Genomic DNA, 19,098 nt, shown 5'->3' with positions numbered 1-19,098 from the left:
CTTCGCCGTTTGTCGATATCCTGCGCGACATGACCCGATTTCCGGGAACGCTCCTCGCGCTGGGCCTGGTCGCATCGGCGGCGGCATGTGCCCAGCCGGGCAACACACCGACGGGTACGCCGCCAAGCACCGTGACGGTGTACCGGAGCGCCGCAGCAGTCAACCCTTCCGCTGGGGTGGGCCGCCCCTCGAGGGTGGCCGTCGCACCAAGCACGGAGGTCCGGCACTGCGGCGATCAACCAGTGAGTCGGCCGCAGCCGACGGGGCCGCTCAGCGAGGCGCAGAAGCGCGCCGAACTCACCCTCAAGGCGGGGAACCCGCCGACGCCCCAACGCGCGCCGGTTCCGGCCCGGGCTCTGCCGGCCGCTGAGGCTTGTGTGCGACTGCTGCGCCCGGAGCTCACCCTCCTCGCCATGAGCGGCAACATCACCCCACAGCGGCTCCGGGACCATCTCGCCCGCGAGGGCCTCAAAGCCGCCGTCAGCACGGACTTCTCCTTCACCGGCATGGTCGGTGCGGCCTGTCTTTACGGCACGCTCCCCGACACCGGGCCGTCCTTCGAGCTCGGGCCTCGGAACGCCGACGGCTCCTGCCCGGGCTGAGGGTTCAGCCCCAGGCCCTCTCCAGCGCCACACGGGCCTCCAGCTCGAGCAACTGCCGCTTGCGGGGCAGCCCGCCGCCGAACCCGACCAGCTTGCCGCCGGCGCCGACCACGCGGTGGCACGGCACGATCACCGGCACCGGGTTGCGGTTGCACGCTGTGCCGACGGCCCGGGCCGCTCCAGGATCCCCCAAGGCGGTGGCAATCGCGCCATAGGTGCGCATTTCACCGTACGGAATAGCAGCGATCTGCCCCCACACCGCCCGCTCGAACTCCGAACCACCACGCAGCTCGAACGGCACGCGGAAGTCCGTCAACGTCCCGGCGAAATAGCCGGCGAGGTCTTCGAGCACGCGATGACCCGCACCGGCGTCACCTGCCCACGCCGAGGAGGCGCCGAAGCGGACGCCGATGACCGTGCCGGCGTCGAGCTCCACGCCGAGCGGGCCGATGGGGGAATCCATGAGGAGCCGCACGAGCCGATTGTGCTCCCGGGGTATGACAACTACGAGATGTGGCCGTGCTCGCGTGCCCAGCGAAGCAGCTCCGCCTCCGCCTCGTCCCGGTCCAGCGGCCCGCGATCGAGCCGCAGCTCCTTGAGGTGGCGCCACGCCTGGCCCACGATCGGCCCCGGCGGCACGCCGAGCAGCTCCATGATCGCGTTACCGTCGAGGTCGGGCCGGACCCGCGCCAGGTCCTCCTCGGCCTGGATGCGGGCGATCCGCTCCTCGAGCGCGTCGTAGTCGGCGGCCAGCGCCGCGGCCTTGCGCCTGTTCCGCGTCGTGCAATCCGAGCGGGTCAGCTTGTGCAGGCGGGGGAGGAGCTCGCCGGCGTCGGTGACGTAGCGGCGGACGGCCGAGTCGGTCCACTCGCCCCGGCCGTACCCGTAGAAGCGCAGGTGCAGCGCGACCAGCTCGACCACCGCGGACGTGATGTCCTTGGGGTACTTCATCGCCTTCATGCGCTGCTTGGTGAGGCGGGCGCCGACCACCTCGTGGTGGTGGAAGCTGACCCGTCCGTCGCGGCCGACCGCCTTCGTGGCCGGCTTGCCGATGTCGTGCATCAACGCCGCCATGCGCAGGACGAAGTCCGGGCCCGCGTCGCCCTCGAGGCGGACGGCGTTGGAGACGACGATCAGCGTGTGCTCGTAGACGTCCTTGTGCTGGGCGTGCTCGTCGATCTCCAGCTTGAGCCCGGAGATCTCCGGGATGAAGCGGTCGGCGAGACCGGTGTCGACGAGCAGGCGCAGGCCGCCGACGGGGTCCTGGCCGCACAGCAGCTTGGTGAACTCGTCGCGGATCCGCTCGGCGGTGATCCGGTCGAGGTCGGCGGCCATGGCGCGCATCGCGGACAGCACGGCGGGGTCCACAGTGAACTTCAGCTTCGCCGCGAACCGGGCGGCGCGCAGCATCCGAAGTGGATCATCGCCGAACGACTCCTCGGGCCGCGACGGCGTCTTGATCAGGCCGGCGGCCAGGTCCTCGAGCCCGCCGTACGGGTCGGTGAAGACGTGGCCGGGCAGGCTGACCGCCATCGCGTTGATCGTGAAGTCGCGGCGGCGCAGGTCGTCGAGGAGGTTGTCGCCGTACTCCACGACGGGGTTGCGCGTGACCCCGTCGTACGCCTCGGCGCGGAACGTGGTGATCTCCAGCCGCAGGCCGTTCTTCTGGATGCCGATCGTGCCGAACTCGCGCCCGGTCTCCCAGATCGCGTCCGCCCAGCCCTTGACCACGTCGAGGGTCTGCTCGGGCCGGGCGTCGGTGCAGAAGTCGAGGTCGTCGCCGAGGCGGCCGAGCAGCGCGTCGCGCACCGAGCCGCCCACCAGGTGCAGCTCATGGCCGGCGGCACCGAAGCGGCGCCCCAGCTCGTCGGCGACGGGGGAGACCCGCAGCAGCTCCTGGACGGCGTTGCGCTGGGCCGTATTCAACACAGACATGGGACGACCAGCGTATCGGCCTGGTGGAGAGGTCATGGTCGGTGGGTGGGGTGGCAGGATGGTTCCGTGCCCGTACCCGAGGCGCTGCGCCGCCTCAGTGAGGATCCCGGTTTCTGGTCCCTGCTGCGGGCGGACGGGAGCGCGACCGACGACCCCGAGCCCGCCGAGCTGCGGGTGAGCCTGCCGGTGACCGGCGGGTACGGCCTCGTGCTCGACCTCGACCTGGTCACCGGCGAGCAGACGCTCGGCCTGCGCGAGCCGGCGACCAGCGAGCCGGTGCAGCTGGGCTGGGCGGCTCCCGGCCGGCCGTACCCGGCCGCGCTGCGCTGGGACGAGCTGGATCTCTGTGCCCGCGTCATCGCCCTCGAGGATCCGACGCTGCCGCATCCCGGGTTGGTCGTGGCGTTGCTCGCGCCGTTCGCGCCGGCCACGGCAGACGACGACGGCAGCGCGGTCGCCGCAGTGCGACAAGCCGCATATAGGTCATTGCGCCGCGACGTGCCGCAGCCTGCGCCGGTTGCTCCGGAGCAGACACCGTTGCCGCTGTTCGCCGGCGCCGACTGGTGGCCGCAACCGCCGGTGCCGTCGCCGCAGGTCCTCGACGAGGCCGCGATCGCGGCCTACACCGCGCCGGCTCCGGCGCATCTCCAGGTCCGGGGCGGCTCGCGCTTTCCGCACGAAGGGCTTGCCGAGCTGGTACGGCGGGCAGCACGCCGGCTGTCCCGCATGCCCGAGGAGCAGTGGTACGCCGAGGTCCGCCCGCTCGCCCGGCACATGGCGGACACGGGTGACCTCCGCCCGGTCGCCACGCTGCTCGGGGTGTTGACCGAAGCCGGCTGCGACCACCCGACCGTGCTGGACGCACTCAGCGAGCCGCTCGTTCCCCTCGAGGCCTGCTGGATGGTGGAGACGCTGGCCGGCGCGCCGCCTGGCACCCTGGTCCGGCAGCACACCTGAGCACGCCCTGACTAGGGTGGCGTCTGTGTCCGTACCCCTGGGGAGGTCTTGGTGAGCGGCGGCCTGTACCGCAGCGCGCACGCCGCGCCCGACGGTGAGCCGGAGCCGTCCGACGGCGCCATGCTGATCTCCGTCGACAGCACGGGCACGCTTCCCACGGCGGCCGCCGACCAGGCCCTTCCGCCCGAGGTCATCCCGTCCGGATCCGCCGGGGGCGGCACGGTCTACGGCAGTGCGGCGCGCGCCGAGGCCGAGGAAGCGCCTGCCGACGAGGCCCGCAGCACGGCCGGCAACAGCGCCATCATGGCGGCCGGCAGCCTGGTCAGCCGCCTGATCGGCTTCGTGCGCAACATGCTCATCGGCATGACGCTGGGCGCGGGCGTCGGCGACGCGTACACCAGTGCGCAGTTCCTTCCGAACCAGATCTACGAGCTGCTCCTCGGCGGCATCCTGTCCAGCGTCCTCATCCCGCTCCTTGTACGGCGCCGCAAAGCCGACACGGACGGCGGCGAGCTGTTCACCCAGCGTCTGCTTTCCCTCGCCGTGGTGTCGCTCGGCATCGCGACGATCCTGGTCACGGCCGCCGCCTACTGGATCACGCAGATCCAGTCCAGCTCGCAGACCACCCCGGGCTACCGGGACCTGGTCACGGCGTTGGCGTACCTGATCCTGCCGATCATCTTCTTCACCGGTCTGTCCGCATTGATCGCCGCGGTGCTCAACGTCCGCGGGCACTTCGCCGCGCCGATGTGGGCGCCGATCCTCAACAACCTCGTCGTCATCGCGACGTGCGGCGTCTTCATCGCGGTCTTCGGTACGGCGGGCCTCAAGCCCGAGGACATGAGCCGCGGCGAGATCCTCCTGATCGGCGGCGGCACCCTGCTCGGCATGGTGGTTCAGGCGGTCGGCCTCCTGCCCGCCCTGCGCAAGGTGGGCTTCTCGTGGAGGTGGCGGTGGGCGCCGCGCGAGCTCGGTCTCGGTGAGATCGGGCGGCTCGCCGGGTGGATGCTCTGCTACGTCGGCGCCAACCAGCTGGCCGTGTTCCTCGTGGTCCGGGTCCTCGGCGGGGTGTCCGACGGCAGCAAGGCCAGCACCTTGGCCTTCAACAACGTCTTCCTGCTCACGATGATGGCGCACGGCATCATCGGCGTCTCAGTCATGACCGCGCTGCTGCCGAAGATGAGCGCGGCCGCCGCCGAGGGCCGGTACGCCGACGTCAGCGCCGACCTCAGCCGCGGCATCCGGCTCACCACCACCGCCCTCGCCCCGATCGCCGTCGCGTACGGCGTGCTCGGTGTGCCGATCGCCGTCACGCTGTTCCAGGGTGGGGCGCTCAACTACGACCAGGCGTTCGCCACCGGCCGCGTACTCGTCGTCGCCGCGTTCGCGGTCATCCCGCTGTCTGTCAGCTACCTCTGCACCTATGCCTTCTACTCCCTGCAAGGCAACAAGACGGTCGCCCTGATCAACCTGCCGGTGGTCGCCGTACGGATCGCCGGCTACCTCGTGCTCGCCGAGCTGCTGTCGCAGTCGCTGGCCGCGGCCGGCATGACCGCGGCGAACGCGATCTCCTACCTCGTCTCGGCGCTGATCTCACTGGCCGTGCTGCGGCGCCGGATCGGCCGGCTCAATCTCGGGTCGGTCGCGGCCGCACTGCTGAAGGTGCTCGCCGCCGCGGCCGTCGCGACCGCCGCCGGCCTGCTGGTCATGCACTTCCTGCCCGGAGGTGACACGCCCGGGCGTCCGACCGCCGCTCTGCAGGTGGTCGTCGGGGGTGGGGCGATCATGCTGACCTACCTCGTGGCGGCTACATTGTTCAAGGTCCACGAGGTGAATCAGGTCGTCGGGATGGTGCGCCGCAAACTCGGGCGCTAACCGCTGTGGACAACGCTGTGGATAACCCGCTGAACAGCTAATTTACGGACGCCGAGCGGCTCGAACCGCCTCGGCGTACGGCCTCGGACGAGTGCCGCGCCCGGGGATGACCTGTGGGACCTTGGCCATGGGCGGGTAAGGTCGGGGGCGACACGAGCGGACTCACCGAGGGAGGACGGGTGACCCAGGTCGGCGAAGGCCACGAGACCGCGGCCGACGAGGCCGGTCCGGTCATGACCTTCGGTGCGCCCACCGTCGGTGAGATCCTGGCCGAGCGGTACCAGCTCGAGGAGCACGTCAACAACGACAGTGCGGGCCGGCAGGTCTGGCGGGGCATCGATGTCATTCTCCGGCGTCCCGTCGCGGTCGTGCTGCGGCACCCGGGCGGCGAGTCCGCGGCCGAGATGCTGCAGGCGGCGGTCGACGCGAGCCGCGTGATCCACCCCAATCTGGTCGGCGTCTACGACGCGATCGACGAGGGCCAGCGCGCCTACGTCGTCCGCGAGTGGGTCGACGGCGAGGCGCTGCGCGAGCTGGTGGCCCAGGAGGGCCCGCTCGACCCGGCCCGCGCCACCTCGATCGCGCACGCCATCGCCGACGCGCTCGCCGCTGTGCACGCCACCGGCATGGTGCACGGCAACGTTCACCCCGGCACGACCCTGATCGGCGACGACGGCCGGGTGGTCCTCGCCGACGCCCGCGCCGACTCGTCGGACAGCACCGAGTTCGACGTCCGCGCGGTCGGCGGCATCCTCTACTTCGCGCTCACCGGTCACTGGCCGCAGGCGGAGATCGGCAGGACGTCCGCGCTGCCCGACGCCATGCGCGACGGCAACGGCGCCCTCTCGACGCCGCGCCAGATCCGCGCGGGCGTCCCGGCGTACCTCGACGACCTGACGATGGACCTGCTCGACAAGCGGGTCCAGGCCCCCGAGGCGGACGCCCTCGCCGCCGAGCTGGCGCGCCTCGACGCCGCCGCCGAGGAGGAGTACGAGGACGTCGGGCCGCTGCGCTTCACCCAGGGCACCTCGGCGGAGCCGGTCCGCAGCGCCCGCAAGATCGTGCTGGGCATCGCGGCGCTCGCCGTCATCGCGGTGATCGGCCTCATCTTCGGCATCCGCGCGATCAGCAACTCCGGCAACAACCAGCCGGAAGGCACCAACCAGGCCAACACCACCCCGCAGGGCGGCACGCAGGGCAACCCGGCCAACCCCGGCAAGCCCGACGACAACGCGCAGGGCGCGATCAAGAAGCTGCAGCTCACGGGGGACATGGTCCGCATCGTCGACCCGCCCAAGGGCGAGCGCAACGACACGGGCGAGGCCAAGCTCACCGTCGACGACAGCAAGGAGACCGGCTGGGAGACGCAGCGCTTCCAGAACCGCTCCAACTTCGGCAACCTCAAGCCCGGCATGGGCGTCCTCATCAACCTCGGCACGCCGAAGCACGTGAGCGAGATCCGCGTCGAGGCGTCCGCCCCCGGCATCGCCATGGACATCCGCTCCGGCAACAGCGACCCGGGCGACAACTCCGCGGGCGACGAACAGATCTACAAGACCTACAAGAAGCTCGGCGACGGCGACACCGAGAAGACCACAGGCACCAACTCGATCTTCCCGTACTTCGACGACACCAAGACCTACCAGTACCTCCTGGTGTTCCTCAGCGACCTGCCCCCCGCCGACGACGGCGCCGGCGGCTACAAGGTCAAGGTCACCGACATCGAGGTGTACGGGACGGACTGAGCCCAGACCCGACGACGATCCCCCCTTCGGTCCCTCCGACGGGGGGATCGTTGCATTCGGGTACGGGCGCCGCGCACCGTGCCGCACCGCCGGGCCCCACCGTTGCGGTACGCCTCGGCTACATTGCTGTCGTGACCACTGGCCGTACGCCCGCCGGTACGGACCTTCCGGCGCCGACCGACGCCGAGCTGCTGCGCGCCCACGTCACCGGCGACCCCACCGCGTTCGCCGAGCTCGTCCGGCGGCACCGCGACCGGCTCTGGGCCGTGGCGCTCCGCACGATCGGCGACCGCGAGGAAGCCGCCGACGCCGTCCAGGACGCGCTGCTCTCGGCACACCGCGGCGCCGCCCGGTTCCGAGGCGACTCCGCGGTCACGACGTGGCTCCACCGCATCGTGGTCAACGCCTGCCTCGACCGCATCCGCCGCCGGCAGGCCCACCCCACCGTCCCCCTCCCCGACGGCACGCACACCGACGACGGCGGCCCCGGCACCGGCCCCGAGCCGGCCGCACCCGCCCAGGACCACGACACCGCCCTCGTCGTACGCGCAGCGCTCGCCGCCCTGCCGCCGGAGCAGCGGGCCGCCCTGGTGCTGGTCGACGTGCAGGGCTACCCGGTCGCCGAGGCCGCGGAGATCCTCGGGGTGGCCGAGGGAACGATCAAGAGCCGGTGTGCGCGGGGGCGGGCCCGGATGGCGCTGGCTCTCGGCCACCTGCGGATCGGAACGGGAGCGGCGGCCGGTTCAGCAGAGGCGGGTCGTCGCGGTGGTGGATCGAGCGTTGCGGGCCGCATCACGGACGAGGGCGGCGGCGGTCTGGACCGCGGAGGCGGTTCGGTTGACGCTGGGCGCGGCTTGGCCGCAGGCCGGGATGGCGGCTCGGTGACTGCAGGCGGCGCCGGGGACCGGGAGGAGTCGGGCGTGGACGGGCGGCACGGCCGCGCCGGGGCCGGGCGTAGCGCAGCGGGGACAGGGGAAACCTCAGGAGACGGCGGTCACGACGGGAACCGGGAGGCCGGTGGGCGCGTCTCATCGGGGTCGGGTGCGAGCGTGCCGCTTCCGGCGCCGGGGCCGCTACCGGCTTCGGGTGACAGAGGGGACCAGGCGTGACCGGGGCAGAGTTCAGCGAGGTCGACTTCGACCTGCTGGCCGACTATGTCGGCGGCGCGCTGGACGGCACCCCGGACGAGGCCGTCGTCGCCGCCCTCATCGTCGGTCATCCGGGGTGGCGGCGGGCCCATGCGGAGCTGGTCGAGGCGACCGGGGTCATGGCGGCGGAGCTGCGGGCCTGGGGGGATGAGCCGGAGCCGATGCCGGCGGACGTGGTGGCTCGGCTGGACGCCGCCTTCGCTGTCGTGGCCGGGCAGGTCCCGAGCTCGGAAGGTGTCGCCTCGGATGGATCCGAAGATGCGGTGGGGCTCGACGGCGGCAGTGCGGTTGGCGGTGCGGCTAGCGGGCCTGCACTCGCCGCGGGGGTTGAGCTGGGCGGTGCGGCTAGCGGGCCAGAGCACGCCGCGGGGGCCGATGTTGCGGGTGCGCACAGCGGGAGTGATCGTGTCCTGACGCATAGTGATGGTGTTGCGTCTGGCCGGCATCTGGTCGCCGTACCGAATGATGATGCGCGACCCACGACGGCCCGGAAGCGGGCGCGGCGGTTGAGGTGGGCCGCGCCGGTCGGGATCGCTGCCGGGCTGGTGGCGTTCCTCGGGTTCGGGATCCAGCAGTTCGGGGCGCGGGACTCGGACGACAGTCCCTCGTCGGCCGCCGGGCTCGCGGATCAGTCGGCGACCGAGCAGAACACCACCCTCGCTCTTCCGGCCGGTCCGGCGCAGGCGTTCGCCAGCGGGACCGACTACACCCGGCAGACACTCGCTCAGGCCGCGACCCGGGCGGTGGCCGGGGCGGCGAAGGACGGTCAATCCGAGGCGCCCGGGGTCCAGCTGCGACCTGCGCTGCCGCAGACGGAGGACAAGGCCGCACCGAGCCCGGGCGTGCGGGCCGGTCACGGTGACCCGCTCGACCGGCTGAAGGTGCAGGAAGCCCTGCTGGCCTGCCTCGATGCGATCTCCGCGGCGAACGACGCCGGGCCGGTCACCGCGCAGAGCGTCGACTACGCCCGGTACGAGGGCTCGCCTGCCGTGATCGTGCAGTTCACCGCCGGCAACGGTACGTGGGTCTGGGCGGCCGGCGCGGACTGTGGCGCGCGCGGTTCCGGCGCCGACAAGCTGGGGTCGTCGAAGGTAGGCTGAGCGGACTCCCGCCCGTGGTGAGGACCCCCACTATGCCGGGGCCCACATGCCCATGACGCGGGGGAATGTTGCTCTCCTACCATGACGTTCTAGCGTGCGATGTCGCCGGTGTCCCGGCGAACCCAGACTGAGGAGTCGGCAGTGGACGAGGTCCGAAACCTGATCATCATCGGCTCGGGACCGTCCGGTTACACCGCGGCGCTCTACGCGGCCCGGGCCAACCTTCAGCCGCTGGTCATCGAGGGTGTGCAGTCCGGTGGTGCGCTGATGACCACCACCGAGGTCGAGAACTTCCCCGGTCATCCCGAGGGCATCATGGGTCCCGAGCTCATGGACAACATGCGCAAGCAGGCCGAGCGGTTCGGCGCCGAGTTCATCACCGACGACGCCACCCGCGTCGAGCTGGGCGACAAGCCGACCGCCGCCGGCACCGAGGGCCTCAAGACGGTCTGGGTGGGCGACAAGCAGTACTTCGCCCGCGCGGTCATCCTCTCCACCGGTTCCGCGTGGCGGCCGCTGGGCGTGCCCGGCGAGCAGGAGCTGCTCGGTCACGGTGTCTCGTCCTGTGCGACCTGTGACGGCTTCTTCTTCCGCGGGCAGCACATCATCGTGGTCGGCGGCGGCGACTCGGCGATGGAGGAGGCCACCTTCCTCACCCGCTTCGCCGAGAGCGTGACGATCGTGCACCGGCGTGACTCGTTCCGGGCCAGCAAGGTCATGCAGAAGCGCGCGCTGGACAACCCGAAGATCAAGGTCGAGTGGAACTCGGTCGTCGAGGAGGTCCTCGGCGATGACGGCAAGGTCGTCGGCGCCCGGCTGCGCAACGTGCAGACCGGCGAGACCAAGGTCCTGGACGTCACCGGCGTCTTCGTCGCGATCGGTCACGACCCGCGCAGCGAGCTGTTCAAGGGTCAGGTCGAGCTGGACGACGAGGGCTACGTGAAGGTCGACCACCCGAGCACGCGCACCAACATTCCCGGCGTGTTCGCCGCCGGAGATCTCGTCGACCACACCTACCGTCAAGCCATCACGGCCTCCGGCACCGGCTGCGCGGCCGCGTTGGACGCCGAGCGCTTCATCGCATCATTCGTAGAGCTGTGACCAGGAGGTCCTAGTGGGAGCTACCAAGGCCGTCACCGACGCCACATTTGCCAGTGACGTCCTGCAGTCCGACAAGGTGGTGCTTGTCGACTTCTGGGCTGAATGGTGCGCACCGTGCAAGAAGGTCGACCCGTTGCTGGCGGAGATCGCCACCGAGATGGGCGACAAGGTGGAGATCGTCAAGGTCAACATCGACGAGAACCCGGAGACCGCCCGCGCCTACCGGGTGATGTCCGTGCCGACGCTGACCCTGTTCAAGGGCGGTGAGCCGGTCAACTCGGTGGCCGGCGCGAAGCCCAAGGGCGCCCTGGTGAACTTCATCGAATCCGCCCTCTGACCGACTTTCGCAACGCCCCGCATCCACCCGGATGCGGGGCGTTGTTCTTCGTGATGCGACGCACGGAGCGCACATCGACGCCGGGCCACCCGCGACGCCGAGGAGTACGCTCCGGGAGTTGCCCTCTGCCCAACCCTTGACGTTCTAGGAGCCGCGCGTGCGCTCGATCCGACGTGGAGACACCGGACCGGCGGTCGAGGAGATCCGGTCGATCCTGGTGGGCCTCGACCTCCTGGAGACCGGCGGCACCGAGTTCGACGCCGTCACCGAGAACGCGGTACGCGCCTTCCAGCAGAGCCGCGGCCTGGGCGTCGACGGGCTCGTCGGCCCGGAGACCTGGTCCGCGCTCGACGGCGCCCGCTGGAAGCTCGGCGCGCGGACCCTGTTCCACTCGGTGCCGACGTCGCTGGTCGGCGAGGATGTGCGCGCGCTGCAGGAACGCCTGCTCGAGATGGGCTTCGACACCGGCCGGGCGGACGCCATCTACGGCCCGCGCACGGCCCGGGCGGTCGCCCAGTTCCAGCGCGAGGTCGGCCTCACCCCGGACGGTTCGTGCGGCCCGCACACGATGAAGGCGCTGCGCCGGCTCGGCCGCAAGGTCGTCGGCGGCCGCCCCAACTGGCTGCGCGAGGCCGAGGCGTTCCGGCAGTCCGGATCCAGCCTCGTCGGCAAGACGATCGTCATCGACCCCGGCCACGGCGGCCCGGACGACCTCGGCGTCGTCGTGCCGGACGGGCAGCTGCGCTGGACCGAGGCCGACCTGGTCTTCGACATCGCCACCCGCCTCGAGGGCCGCCTCGCCGCCGCCGGCATGCGCGTACACCTCACCCGCGGCCCCGCCCCGGCCCAGGCCATGACGGGTCAGGAGCGGGCGGCGCTCGCCAACAGCCTCGGTGCCGACCTGCTGATCTCCCTGCACCTGGACGGCCAGGAGACGCCGACCGCCGACGGGGTGGCGAGCTACCACTACGGCACCGGCAACGGCGCCACGTCGACGGTGGGGGAGCGGCTGGCCAACCTGGTCCAACGCGAGATCGTCGTCCGCACCGGCATGCGCGACTGCCGCATCCACTCCAAGACGTGGGAGCTGCTGCGCCTGACCCAGATGCCGGCCGTCCGGGTCGACCTGGGCTATCTGACCTCGCCGGCCGACCGCGAACGGCTCATCGACCCGCTGTCCCGCGAGCAGATGGTCGAGGCGATCCTCGCGGCGGTGCAGCGGATGTACTTCCCGGTGGAGGCCGACGTGCCGACCGGGTCGATCGACGTACGGCAGCTGCGCCTCGCGCTCGCCTCCCGGAACTCCTAGCTCTCGGTCGACGTCGTCGCGGTGACGGGCCGCACCGGGCGGAGCAGCGTCTCGGGGCTCATCGAGCCGAGGAGCTTCTCCAGCGCGTACTCGACGTCCGACTTCCACGACAGCGCCGTCCGCAGCTCCAGCCGGAGCCGCGGATAGCGCGGGTGCGGGCGTACGGTCTTGAAGCCCACGGACAGGAAGAAGTCGACCGGCGCCACGCAGCCCTCGCCGTCCTCGCCGAACTTGGCGTCGCCGAACGCCTCGATCGCCTTGATCCCGCGCTTGGTCAGGTCACGGGCGACCCCCTGCACCAGCATGCGGCCCAGCCCACCCCCGGCGAACGCGGGCACCACGTGCGCCGTCATCAGCAGGGCCGCGTCCGCACTCACCGGCGAGGTGGGGAAGGCCATCGACCTCGGGACGTACGCGGGCGGGGCGAACATCACGAACCCGGCCGGCATGCCGTCGACGTACGCCAGCTTGCCGCAGGAGCCCCACTCGAGCAGCGTCTGGGAAACCCACGCCTCCTTCTCGAGCCCGGGGTCGCCGGTGGCGCAGGCCCGCTCGGCCGAGACCGGATCCAGCTCCCAGAAGACGCAGCCGCGGCATGGCCGGGGCAGGTCTTCGAGCGTGTCGAGGGTCAGGTTGACCAGGCGTCGCGACATGCGGGACCCCTCGAGAAGTCGGTGCGAATCCGGACTCTGCGGCACGGTCCTGTTCACGTGCTCGTCCGCGCCCCCGGACGGATCCTACGCCGCATTCGCCTTGAACGGGAGCGGATCGGACTCCAACGGGTGTGCCACCACCGTCCCGCTGGCTGGTTTACAGAGGTGGCCCGATGCATCCGCTGTTTAGCATGGACGCCGATGTGTCCCGTTCACGGATGAGGTGAAGCCGCATGTCCGGCACTACTCAAGACGATTACACCGATCGCTACGCGAAGCGCGTACAGGGGATGGCCGCGTCGGAGATCCGCGCCCTGTTCGCCGTCGCGAGCCGTCCCGAGGTGGTGTCGCTGGCCGGCGGCCAGCCGTACGTCGCCGCGCTGCCCCTCGACGCCGTCGGCGAGATGATGGGGCGGCTCGGGTCCGAGCTCGGCACGACCAGCCTCCAGTACGGCATCGGCCAGGGCACGACCGAGCTCCGCGAAGGCATCTGCGAGGTCATGGCCCTCTCCGGCATCGACGCGTCCAACGGCGCGAGCCCCGACGACGTGGTGGTCACCGTCGGCGGTCAGCAGGCGCTCGACCTGGTGGCACGGCTGTTCCTGGACCCGGGCGACGTGGTGCTCGCCGAGGGGCCGACGTACGTCGGCGCACTCGGCGTGTTCCAGGCCGCCCAGGCACAGGTGCGGCACGTCGCCATGGACGCCGACGGCCTGATCCCGGCGGCCCTCGAGGCGGCGATAGCAGAAGCAGGTGGGAGGGCCAAGTTCCTCTACACGATCCCGACCTACCAGAACCCGGCCGGGGTCACGCTCAGCGAGGAACGCCGCGAGGAGATCCTCGACATCTGCGAGCGGCACGGGCTGCTGGTGGTCGAGGACGACCCTTACGGTCTGCTCAGCTTCGAGGGTGAGGCGCCGCGACCGCTGCGCGCCCGCCGCCGCGACGGGGTCTTCTACATCAGCACGTTCTCCAAGACTTTGGCGCCGGGGCTGCGGGTGGGCTGGGTCCTGGCCCCTCATGCCGTACGCGAGAAGCTCGTCATGGCCAGCGAGGCGACCATCCTGTGCCCGAGCGCGTTCTCCCAGGCCGCCGTCACGCAGTACCTGTCGACGATGCCGTGGCGCGAGCAGATCAAGTCCTACCGCGAGATCTACCGCGAACGCCGCGACGCCCTGCTCGACGCCCTCCACGACCTGATGCCGGCGGGCACCACCTGGACCCGCCCGGCAGGCGGCCTCTTCGTCTGGGCCACCCTCCCCGAAGGCCTCGACTCGAAGGCGATGATGCCGCGCGCCATCGCCGCCCGCGTCGCCTACGTGCCGGGCACCGGGTTCTTCGCGGACGGCACCGGCGCCGGCCACATGCGGCTCAACTTCTCCTTCCCGCCGCCGGCCCGCATCCGCGAAGGCGTCCGCCGCCTCGCCGGCGTCATGGAGCAGGAGCTCGCCATGCGCGCGGTCTTCGGCCCGACAACTCCCCACCACCGTCGTGGCCCGGCCGCCGCGGACGCTCCCGGCCCCGACTTGGCATGATCACCTCCATGGGTACGTCCACAGAACCGCACATCCTCGTCCTCGCCGGCGGCCTCTCCTACGAGCGCGACGTGTCCCTGCGCTCGGGCCGCCGGGTCCTCGACGCCCTGCGAGCGGTAGGCCTGTCGGCGGAACTGCGTGACGCGGACGTAACCCTGCTCCCCACGCTCCAGGAAGACCCACCGGACGCGGTGGTGATCGCACTCCACGGGGCGACCGGCGAGGACGGGTCGCTCCGCGGAGTCCTGGACCTGTGCGGAGTCCCGTACGTCGGCTGCACCGCAGCGGCCTCCCGCCTCGCCTGGGACAAACCGTCGGCGAAGTCGATGCTGCGCGAGAACGGCATCCGTACCCCCGACTGGGTGGCACTGCCCCACGACCGCTTCTCGGAGCTCGGGGCGGTCGCGGTGCTCGACCGCATCGCCGACCGCCTCGGCCTCCCCCTGATGGTCAAGCCGGCCCAGGGCGGCTCGGGCCTGGGAGCAGGCGTGGTCCCGGAGGCAGCAGCCCTCCCGGCGGCGATGGTGAGCTGCTTCGCGTACGACTCGACAGCCCTCGTGGAACGCTACGTCCCCGGCATGGACGTGGCAGTGTCGGTCATCGACCTGGGGGAGGGGCCGGTCCCGCTGCCGGCCGTGGAGATCGTGCCGAGCAACGGCGTGTACGACTACGCGGCCCGGTACACGGCAGGCCTGACAACCTGGCACACCCCGGCCCGCCTCACACCGCCAGTGGCGGAATCGGTGGCGGCCACGGCGCTGGCGGCGCACGAAGCGTTGGGCTTGCGAGACCTTTCGCGGGTGGACCTGATCGTGGATGCGGACGGGGTGCCGCATGTGCTCGAGGTCAATGTGTCGCCGGGGATGACGGAGACGTCGTTGCTGCCGTTGGCGGTTCAGGCGGCGGGGCTGGACTTCGGGAAGATGCTCGAGACGTTGGTGGAGCGGGCCGTGGCTCGCGGGAGCGCGTAGCCGGTACGCCGTTCGGGCGGGGTCCTTCGGTATAGCTCCGCCCGAACAGCCGGTCCGCCCGACCCCGGGGGGTCGGTGGGCGCGGCGTGAATGCGGGCCTACCTAGCCGCGACGCTGTCGCTTGGACGCGCGCTCCACCATCGCGCCTGACGGCCACGCCTTCGGCGTCACCCATTTCGACCTGGTCAACACCGAGGCACCCTCGTGCCGGTCCGGGCTTGGTCACTCCCGCGTTCGTGCAAGCCCGGCCGCCCCGTGTCTTCCAAGCCGACTGAGCCACCCGCGATGCCCGTCCAAGCCGGGCCGCCAAGCTGAGACACCCGCGATGCCCGTCCAGGTCGAGCCGGCACGATGCCCATCAGGCGAGCCGCCACGGTGGAACTCGTTCTCGCGTCCAACACCAACCCATGACTTCCACGCCGCGCGGTCGTCTTCGTGCGAGTTACCGGAGGGTGCGCGGTCCACGCGGGACGTCCGGTGAACCGCCGGTATCCGCGCTGAGGTCCGGAACAGGCTCAGCCGGAACGGCGTCGGAAAGGCCCGCCGGCTCGCCACTCCCGCCTATGTTCTTCGCGTCGTCGAGCTCCGCGCTGTCCAGGTCCTCGTCCTCGCTGGTGTCGTTGTGCGGAGCATTGCCGTCGCCGACGCCGCTCGGCGACGGCTCATCCGCCGTACCCGTCAGCTTCTTGGCATACGCCGAAAGGTCGCGCGTTTCACCGTCATCGAAAGTGCGAGCGTTCGTCTCACGGAACATCGGACCGCCACGGGCGGAGTCGGCCGTCTCCTCGACCATGGCGTCCGCGACGCCGGAACCCTCCCCGTCGCTAGAGCCATCCCCGCCGTCAGCACCGTCCCCGTCGCTGGAGCCATCCCCTCGCTCTGCACCGTCCCCGTCGTCGGGCAGCCGGACTTCGCCCGCGCGTTGACCGGCGTCGGACTCGGAAGGTCGGCCGGCGACCTGACTCCCGTCCTCAAGCTCGCTCTGCTGGACCTCGTCGGCACCCCCGTCCGTAGCCCTCGGCCCCACCTCAGCGGGGGGGAGGTCTCGCTCGAGCCCGCCGCTGTCTCGCGTGGCACCCACCGGCTCGACCCCAGCAGAGCGCTCAACGGCAGCTGACCCAACAACCCCGCCAGCACCCTCACCACGTACGTCCGAACCGGCGTCGCCAGCACCCTCACCGGCGATGCCCCGTTCGGCTCGTCCGAAGCCTTCTGCCGCAGTAGCCGTCGCAAGGGAGGCGGCGCTCTCGCCGGGGTCGACCGGCACAACGTCACCGGCGTCCCCACCGGCGTCCGCCGACTCGTCCCTGCTGCTGCTCTGGACGTCTGCCGGCTCTTGACGTCCTTCAGCGTCGTCACGGGAAGCCTCGTCAGCTGGAGAAGTAACGCCGCCCGGGCCAGCCTCGTTCACAACAACGGCGGCAACGGAAGCCGGCCGCGACGGTTTCTCCGGCTCGCTACCGCCCGCGGCAGCGCTGCCTCCGCCGGCGGTAGCCGGCCCGGATACGGTGACGTCAACGCGGTTAGCGAGGTCGGCGGTGGGATCGGCATCTTCCTCTAGGCCGCCTGGGGCAGCCACCGTCGGCTGATCTCCGAAGGTGGCAGGCGCCTCCCAATGAATGTGCGGCGGCTCGGCGATCGCCCGCCCTCCGAACTCGGCCAGCCAAGCGGCGACGAGGGCCAGGTTCCCGCGCCACTGTTCCTCGGGAATCACCGGCAGGATGTCGTCCCAGAGCGAGAGGAACGTGCCCCGCAGCTGGAGCCGCCCGTACGGACGCGCCAGGAACCACATGTGCAAGTGGGCGGAGCCGTCACCCCACCGATTCACGTGAACCCGAGCGACGCCGTCGAGGGACCGAACCGCCCGCTCGAGGCGCACCGTCATGACACCGAGTTCCGCCGCCAGGAGATTGGGAAGGTCGCCCAGATCGAGGTGCGACCGGCACTCCAGGATGAGAACCATGGGCAGCCCGGTGGGCCGGTCCATGGCCCGGACCCGCCACCGCTCACTGACCCAGATGTACGCGTCATCCGGCGTATTGCAGGCGACGCAGTCGGCAGCGTCCTCGCCGCTCCGAGGAGGCTCGACTTCAACGGGGGGAGCGAGGCGCTTGACTCGCATGTCGCCCTCGAAAGGAAAGGAAGGCCAGCGCGTGAAGTCGGGTAGCGAGGGACTGTTCTCGGGCACGACGCTGACCCTAATGCAGTCACCGCGGCACTGTCCCGGGTCAATTTCTCACCGAACCCGCCAAGCCAACCTCCACCGTTCAGGCAACACCCACCCGTAGAAGTCGATCACCGTCCCTCGGGCCCCACCGCTCCCCAAAGTTATCCACAAGAGTTATCCACAGCCCGCCCCGTTTCACGTGAAACACCATGTCGCAGGCTTGCGAGCCCTGTGGATACCGCCGTGGAAAGCGCCCACAACATCGGCGTCGTTTCACGTGAAACCAGGGAGGCCATCTCATCAACAGGCGTTGCGCACACCATGTGGATACTGCCGTCCGCCGATCTCTACGTCGGCGCTCCAGCAGAACTGGCCGCCTCAAAGCATCGCCGATGCCGACCGTCCGGAGTGCCAACGCCGGAGGACTGCCGTCGGTCGGCCGCTCTCTTCGACTGAGAGATTGGAGGGTCGAAGTTCTTCATGCCTAACCACCACACCTCCATCGGCAACCCCAGCGCCATCGGCATAGGCGGCGCTCTCACCCTCGGCTCCGCCCCTCGCCCTACCCCTCGACCCAGCTCCTCGGCTTAGCCCCTCGACCCAGCTCTTCGGCTTAGCCTCTCGTCTCAGCTCCTCGGTTTAGCCCTCGACCCAGCTCTTCGGATCAGCCTCTCGTCTCAGCCCCTCGCCCTACCCCCTCGACCCAGCTCCTCGGCTCAGCCCCTCGGCTCAGCCCCTCGCCCTACCCCCTCGACCCAGCTCCTCGGCTCAGCCCCTCGGCTCAGCCCCTCGGCTCAGCCCCTCGCCCTGCCCCCTCGACCCAGCTCCTCGGCTCAGCCCCTCGCCCTGCCCCTCGGCTCTGTCCCTCGCCTTGGGCGTCGCTGTCGGCGTGGCTATCGGCGCCGGTGCCAATGGCTTGCGATCTAGGTCCGACTGCTACCAGCTCCCAGATTGCGCGAGCGTAGGTGAGGAGTCGACTCGCTCCGGCATGACGGGTGACCAACGGACCGCTCCACCGGGCTGGCGACAGCGTGTTGGCGTCGCACGAACCCGGCCCCCACAGTGATCGCAGGAGCGAGACAGTTTCGGCTCGGCCTGGCCATGCTCCTCTGGCGAGCGCCTACGCCTCAACCACGCGGGACGCCTACATACCTGGGCGACAGCCATCCCTAACCCGGTCGAAGAGTGGGCCGGCCGCATCGAGGACCAGGCCGCCTCACCCCGGCGCACACCGTGCCCACGGCGTTGATTTAGGACCGCCCTCGTGTCGAGCCGGCGCGATCGATCCATACGTCCCGGCATCCAGCACACCGCGAAAGCGCGCAGATCCCTGTCCTGCCTATGTCGGCCGCCGTCCCACATGGCCACGCCGACTTGGCGGCGGCACGGCGCGGCTCAGCGGCCGTTCCAAACCCGCAGTTGCCTTCTCCCAACATCGGCGCTTGGACCGCTGCGTCGGGCCTAGGGTTTCACGTGAAACCACCGCCCCCCCCCCCCCCCCCCCCCCCCCCCCCCCCCCCCCCCCCCCCCCCCCCCCCCCCCCCCCCCCCCCCCCCCCCCCCCCCCCCCCCCCCCACCCCCCCCCCCCCCCCCCCCCCCCCCCCCCCCCCCCCCCCCCCCCCCCCCCCGCCGCCGGCCCCCCCCCCGCCGCCCGCCGCGCCCC

General features: G+C 71.1%; 13 protein-coding genes and 2 pseudogenes. 11 read left to right on the top strand and 4 right to left on the bottom strand.

Annotated elements, in window-relative coordinates; translation table 11 throughout:
- The first annotated feature begins 242 nt into the window (after positions 1–242).
- Positions 243–602: a hypothetical protein gene (locus AB0J80_RS23115; RefSeq protein ID WP_364708272.1), complete on the top strand. Its 360-nt coding sequence runs from the start codon at positions 243–245 to the stop codon at positions 600–602.
- A gap of 4 nt (positions 603–606) precedes the next feature.
- On the opposite strand, the gene AB0J80_RS23110 is transcribed toward AB0J80_RS23115, so the two are convergent.
- Together AB0J80_RS23110 and AB0J80_RS23105 are read right to left on the bottom strand one after the other, a co-directional pair.
- On the bottom strand, positions 607–1,065 hold the full coding sequence (locus AB0J80_RS23110) for a methylated-DNA--[protein]-cysteine S-methyltransferase (protein WP_364708776.1): 459 nt from the start codon (positions 1,063–1,065) through the stop codon (positions 607–609).
- A 41-nt stretch (positions 1,066–1,106) separates the two neighbouring features.
- Entirely contained in the window at positions 1,107–2,537 is a 1,431-nt protein-coding gene (locus AB0J80_RS23105; protein WP_364708269.1) for a CCA tRNA nucleotidyltransferase, read from the bottom strand.
- 66 nt (positions 2,538–2,603) lie between these two features.
- Between AB0J80_RS23105 and AB0J80_RS23100 the strand changes: the two genes are divergently transcribed.
- The 8 genes and pseudogenes from AB0J80_RS23100 (at position 2,604) to AB0J80_RS23065 (ending at position 12,109) form a co-directional block, all read left to right on the top strand.
- On the top strand, positions 2,604–3,494 hold the full coding sequence (locus tag AB0J80_RS23100; RefSeq protein WP_364708266.1) for a hypothetical protein: 891 nt from the start codon (positions 2,604–2,606) through the stop codon (positions 3,492–3,494).
- 51 nt (positions 3,495–3,545) lie between these two features.
- Positions 3,546–5,369, top strand: a complete 1,824-nt coding sequence (gene murJ, locus AB0J80_RS23095) for a murein biosynthesis integral membrane protein MurJ (RefSeq protein ID WP_364708263.1) — start codon at positions 3,546–3,548, stop codon at positions 5,367–5,369.
- A 179-nt stretch (positions 5,370–5,548) separates the two neighbouring features.
- Positions 5,549–7,114 (top strand): protein kinase family protein, encoded by a 1,566-nt coding sequence (locus tag AB0J80_RS23090; protein ID WP_364708260.1) that lies wholly within the window; start codon positions 5,549–5,551, stop codon positions 7,112–7,114.
- Between the two features lie 131 nt (positions 7,115–7,245).
- A pseudogene (gene sigM / locus AB0J80_RS23085) lies at positions 7,246–7,905 on the top strand (RNA polymerase sigma factor SigM); the annotation flags it as partial.
- A 314-nt stretch (positions 7,906–8,219) separates the two neighbouring features.
- A complete protein-coding gene (locus tag AB0J80_RS23080) occupies positions 8,220–9,362 on the top strand; it encodes a hypothetical protein (RefSeq protein WP_364708258.1) in 1,143 nt (380 codons plus the stop codon).
- Between the two features lie 141 nt (positions 9,363–9,503).
- A complete protein-coding gene (gene trxB, locus AB0J80_RS23075) occupies positions 9,504–10,463 on the top strand; it encodes a thioredoxin-disulfide reductase (protein ID WP_364708256.1) in 960 nt (319 codons plus the stop codon).
- A 13-nt stretch (positions 10,464–10,476) separates the two neighbouring features.
- Complete coding sequence (gene trxA / locus AB0J80_RS23070; protein ID WP_199513240.1) at positions 10,477–10,800, top strand: thioredoxin; 324 nt, start codon at positions 10,477–10,479, stop codon at positions 10,798–10,800.
- 157 nt (positions 10,801–10,957) lie between these two features.
- Complete coding sequence (locus AB0J80_RS23065; RefSeq protein WP_364708255.1) at positions 10,958–12,109, top strand: N-acetylmuramoyl-L-alanine amidase; 1,152 nt, start codon at positions 10,958–10,960, stop codon at positions 12,107–12,109.
- On the opposite strand, the gene AB0J80_RS23060 is transcribed toward AB0J80_RS23065, so the two are convergent.
- Positions 12,106–12,762, bottom strand: a complete 657-nt coding sequence (locus tag AB0J80_RS23060) for a GNAT family N-acetyltransferase (protein ID WP_364708253.1) — start codon at positions 12,760–12,762, stop codon at positions 12,106–12,108. The genes AB0J80_RS23065 and AB0J80_RS23060 overlap by 4 nt on opposite strands.
- A gap of 233 nt (positions 12,763–12,995) precedes the next feature.
- On the opposite strand from AB0J80_RS23060, the gene AB0J80_RS23055 reads away from it, so the two are divergent.
- Positions 12,996–14,297 carry a PLP-dependent aminotransferase family protein gene (locus AB0J80_RS23055; protein WP_364708252.1) on the top strand — a complete coding sequence of 434 codons (1,302 nt, stop codon included), beginning with the start codon at positions 12,996–12,998 and terminating at the stop codon, positions 14,295–14,297.
- An 8-nt stretch (positions 14,298–14,305) separates the two neighbouring features.
- A complete protein-coding gene (locus tag AB0J80_RS23050) occupies positions 14,306–15,268 on the top strand; it encodes a D-alanine--D-alanine ligase (protein WP_364708250.1) in 963 nt (320 codons plus the stop codon).
- 1,591 nt (positions 15,269–16,859) lie between these two features.
- On the opposite strand, the pseudogene AB0J80_RS23045 reads toward AB0J80_RS23050, so the two are convergent.
- Positions 16,860–17,231: pseudogene (locus AB0J80_RS23045) on the bottom strand (hypothetical protein); the annotation flags it as partial.
- Between the last annotated feature and the right edge of the window lie 1,867 nt (positions 17,232–19,098).

Origin of the sequence: Actinoplanes sp. NPDC049548, from assembly GCF_040676695.1 — a bacterium.
Lineage (GTDB): Bacteria > Actinomycetota > Actinomycetes > Mycobacteriales > Micromonosporaceae > Actinoplanes.
Note: the sequence above shows the minus strand (reverse complement) of the source record. Positions and strands in the feature narration are given on the sequence as shown.